Annotated in this window: 7 protein-coding genes; all 7 read left to right on the top strand. The window is 34.9% G+C overall.

The window, feature by feature from the left end:
* Positions 1 to 79: 79 nt before the first annotated feature.
* Positions 80 to 262, top strand: coding sequence for a type II toxin-antitoxin system RelE/ParE family toxin (locus B2145_RS04850; protein WP_349677712.1), 183 nt, complete (start codon positions 80 to 82; stop codon positions 260 to 262).
* 2 nt (positions 263 to 264) lie between these two features.
* Positions 265 to 564, top strand: a complete 300-nt coding sequence (locus B2145_RS04845) for a helix-turn-helix domain-containing protein (protein WP_291099012.1) — start codon at positions 265 to 267, stop codon at positions 562 to 564.
* Between the two features lie 309 nt (positions 565 to 873).
* A complete protein-coding gene (locus B2145_RS04840; protein ID WP_291099010.1) occupies positions 874 to 1,089 on the top strand; it encodes a DUF2683 family protein in 216 nt (71 codons plus the stop codon).
* Positions 1,080 to 1,340: a Txe/YoeB family addiction module toxin gene (locus B2145_RS04835; protein WP_291099007.1), complete on the top strand. Its 261-nt coding sequence runs from the start codon at positions 1,080 to 1,082 to the stop codon at positions 1,338 to 1,340. The genes B2145_RS04840 and B2145_RS04835 overlap by 10 nt, the downstream gene beginning before the upstream one ends.
* A gap of 102 nt (positions 1,341 to 1,442) precedes the next feature.
* Entirely contained in the window at positions 1,443 to 1,655 is a 213-nt protein-coding gene (locus B2145_RS17690; RefSeq protein ID WP_414654575.1) for a winged helix-turn-helix transcriptional regulator, read from the top strand.
* A gap of 114 nt (positions 1,656 to 1,769) precedes the next feature.
* Complete coding sequence (locus B2145_RS04830; protein WP_291099005.1) at positions 1,770 to 1,952, top strand: hypothetical protein; 183 nt, start codon at positions 1,770 to 1,772, stop codon at positions 1,950 to 1,952.
* Positions 1,953 to 1,994: 42 nt separating this feature from the next.
* On the top strand, positions 1,995 to 3,374 hold the full coding sequence (locus B2145_RS04825; protein WP_291099003.1) for an ATP-binding protein: 1,380 nt from the start codon (positions 1,995 to 1,997) through the stop codon (positions 3,372 to 3,374).
* Positions 3,375 to 3,609 lie beyond the last annotated feature (235 nt).

Here is a 3,609-nt window from a genome sequence, read left to right as displayed (position 1 = left end):
TATTTCAAATTAGTCCAATAAAAATGAACTAAATGAAATATACAGCGGCATTACACTAGAACGATTGGACTAAAAGATAATGAGTAATGGTATAAGAGTTGAATATCAATCCAATATTTACAGAATATTTTGTTGTTTCGATAAAGGAAATTTAGTTGTATTATTCAATGCCTTTCAAAAGAAAACACAGAAAACTCCAAATAGCGAATTAGAAAAAGCAATACGATTGAAAAAAGAATATTTTTCAACTAAAACAAAATAAAAATGGATAAATATAGCAATGTAACTAATTTCGATCAACTTATTGAAGTTGAACACGGAAAAATTGGAACAGAAAGCAGAAATAAATATGAGGAAAATACCCAGATGTTTATTATCAGCGAAATGTTAAAAGAAGCAAGAAGAGAAGCAAAAATGACACAAGAACAACTTGCCGAAAAAACAGGGACTAAAAAAAGTTATATTTCTAAAATTGAAAATGGAAAAGGAAATATTCAAATGTCAACTTTAATTCGACTTTTTGAATTAGGATTAAACAAGCGAATAGGATTGACATTTTTATAAATCAGTACCTCTCACTACAGTTTGTGCTGTTGGGCTATCGGTAAGCCCTGCTGGCAAATTCCGATGGCTCTGGAATCCCAACTTTGAGCCAGTTCATCGCTTAACTAAAAACAGAAACAGTACACTCGATTAATCGGTTAATCGAAAATATAAATGGTACCATCGATTAATCTTTTTTTAGAAATTGGACATAAAAAAATTTGAGTTTAAGAACATATTCTCTTTAAAAAATAAAACTGTAATTTTGTATTTGCAAATAAGGCATTACAATTAAAATAATAGAAAATATAATTTAATAGAAATTGAATTATGAATGCAATAAATATTACTGTATATCCAGACGATGTAACACAAATAGAAAACTTAAAAGCTGTAATGAAAGCTTTTAAAATTAAATTTAAAGTAGTTGATGAACACCCATACGACCCAGAATTTGTAAAAAAAATACTGAAAGGGCGAGAGGATTCCAAACAAGGTAAAGGCTTGAAAATTAGTTTGGAAGAGTTGAATAGTCTATGGAAATAATTTTTTTACCATCAGCGGAGCAAGATTTAGCTTACTGGGTTAAAACTGGGAATAAAGTTGTTTTAAAAAAAATTGCCGCTTTATTAGAAGATGTTTTAAAGCATCCCTATTCGGGAATAGGTAAGCCCGAAGCTTTAAAATATGAGATGTTGGGTTCTTGGTCGAGAAGAATAACATTGGAACATAGATTGGTCTATGAAGTGCTAAGTGATGAAATTGTAGAAGTTCAATCGGCGAGAGGTCATTATTAAGGGATGTTGTCGGGTTAATCGTTTAGGACCTTCGACCCTTCGACCCTTCGGCAAAAGCTCAGGGCAGGCTCAGCTCAGGGCAGGCTGAGCTCAGGATGACGGATTAATCGTTTAAAAAAGGTTACGGATAATCAAATGCAACTACTGGATTGTATAAAAAACGACCCCTTTATTTCGGCTAAAAGAATAGCGGATCAAATAACACTATCTTCCCGAAAAGTACAAGAAAATTTAAAAAAGTTGAAGAGTCTGGGTTTGCTGGAACGCGTCGGAAATTCCAAAAGTGGCTATTGGAAAGTCATTGATAAAGCGTAATGGCCGGTAATGCTTTTTAAAGACAGACTGCCAAACTTCGAAAACCCCACAGTTCCATTCCTGCCAATTCATTATTGGTAGCCCCTATTAACCGAATTGGTCAAACAACCCGGATTGGCCAAAGTCACCCTGCGCAAGGAAACGCCCTTGATTCAAATCATAGACAGGCCTATTTTGCCTTTGGCGAAGGAACGATTCGGGAAAGCCAAAGGCATTCTATTGGGTGGTTTTTTAGCGGGATTTTTAGTGGTGTTGGGTTTGATTGTGAGACGATTGTTGAAGGAATTGACAGTTTAAGAGTTTCAATTGGCTTTATTGCATAGAAATAGTTTTCAAAAAATGATTATAGAAAGCCAACATATCGAATTCAAATCAAGCTTCAATGATGAGGTAATTATTACTTTGGTTGCATTTGCTAATGCTACGGGAGGAAAAGTATATGTTGGTTTGGATGATAACGGAGATGTTGTGTCCAATTTTTCTGTTGGAAAGGAAAGTATTCCACAATGGCTCAATGAAATCAAAAACAAGACTATTCCCAGTATCATACCCGATGTTATTTTTGAAGAGGAGGAAGGCAATGAAATTTTGGTCTTTGCTATTCAGGAGTTTCCCGTTAAACCGGTATCGTTTAAAGGAAGGTATTACAAAAGGGTCAAAAACGCGAATCATCAGATGAATTTACAGGAAATATCCGATTTGCATCTCAAGACCTTCAATAATAGCTGGGATTATTATCCTTCCCCACATTATGGTTTGGAAGCTATTGCTTTAGAAAAAGTATCTCAATTTATTTTGAAATCAAATCAAATTAGGGAGAATCAAATTGAAGACGATCCCCTTACCGTGCTTCGCAAATTTGAAATGCTAAAAGATAATGGACAAATTGCCAATGGCTGTTATTTGTTATTTGCCAAAAATGATGTTTTTGATGCCACAATTTCTATTGGACGATTCGCCACAGAGACGAGTATAAAAGACAGCGTGGTTTTACGGACTGATTTATTTACCGAGGTTGATGCCACTTTAGCGTTTCTCAGGAAACATATCAATAAAAACTATATAATTACCGGTGATCCACAACGAGAAGAGCGGTGGGAATATCCGTTAGAGGCTTTGCGCGAAATTGTGGTTAACATGATAGTGCATCGTGATTATCAAAATGCGGGAGATTCCATCATCAAAATATTCGACCACAAAATAGAATTTTATAACCCGGGCGGCTTGGGAAATGGGTTGACGATTTCAGCATTACAAGCAGGAACATATACCTCGTATGCCAGAAATAGAAAGATTGCCGATCTCTTTAGAGAAGCGGGGATTATTGAAAAATACGGTTCTGGAATTAAGCGTATTACCAATGCTTTTATCGATTATGGCTTGACTGTTCCAGTTTTTGAAGATTTTCAGAATGGTTTTCGGGTAACGGTTTTTGATGGAAGTGTACTTAATAAAGACAATGTCACAGAAGATGTCACAGATAAGGTCACCGATAAGGTCACCGATAAGGTCACCGATAAGGTCACCGATAATCAAATGAAAATTTTACAATTAATACAGAAAAACGAAAGAATAACAACAAATGAGTTGGCTATTCGTTTAAATATATCGCAGCGAAAAATAAAAGTAAACATCGCTAAACTAAAAGAAAAAGAGCTGTTATTAAGGGTAGGAAGTTCAAAAAGTGGCTATTGGAAAATCAATACTAATGTAGAGTGAAGACTTAGGTGTAAATGAGGGAGTAAAAGTCACCAATTATAGGTTGCCGATAAACTCGGAATAAATGTCGGTGTAAATGCGATTCTCGTTCTTATAGAAAATAATCCAGGAATCAATGTTTTAACGATGAAGGATCATTTCAAGGTTAGTCAACGAACTATAGAACGCTGGATCAAACAATTAAAAAACGAAAATAAAATCGAATTCAAAGGCGCACCAAAAACTGGGGGCTATT

The organism is Flavobacterium sp. UBA5153, from assembly GCA_002413745.1.
In the GTDB taxonomy this organism is placed as follows: Bacteria; Bacteroidota; Bacteroidia; order Flavobacteriales; family Flavobacteriaceae; genus Flavobacterium.
This window is presented reverse-complemented; position numbering and strand designations above follow the sequence as displayed.

Excerpts from the sequence above, each read along its gene's own strand:
- B2145_RS04825 (WP_291099003.1), top strand. The coding sequence starts at position 1,995 with ATGATTATAGAAAGCCAACATATCGAATTCAAATCAAGCTTCAATGAT.
- B2145_RS04835 (WP_291099007.1), top strand. The coding sequence starts at position 1,080 with ATGGAAATAATTTTTTTACCATCAGCGGAGCAAGATTTAGCTTACTGG.
- B2145_RS04845 (WP_291099012.1), top strand. The coding sequence starts at position 265 with ATGGATAAATATAGCAATGTAACTAATTTCGATCAACTTATTGAAGTT.
- B2145_RS04850 (WP_349677712.1), top strand. The coding sequence starts at position 80 with ATGAGTAATGGTATAAGAGTTGAATATCAATCCAATATTTACAGAATA.
- B2145_RS04840 (WP_291099010.1), top strand. The coding sequence starts at position 874 with ATGAATGCAATAAATATTACTGTATATCCAGACGATGTAACACAAATA.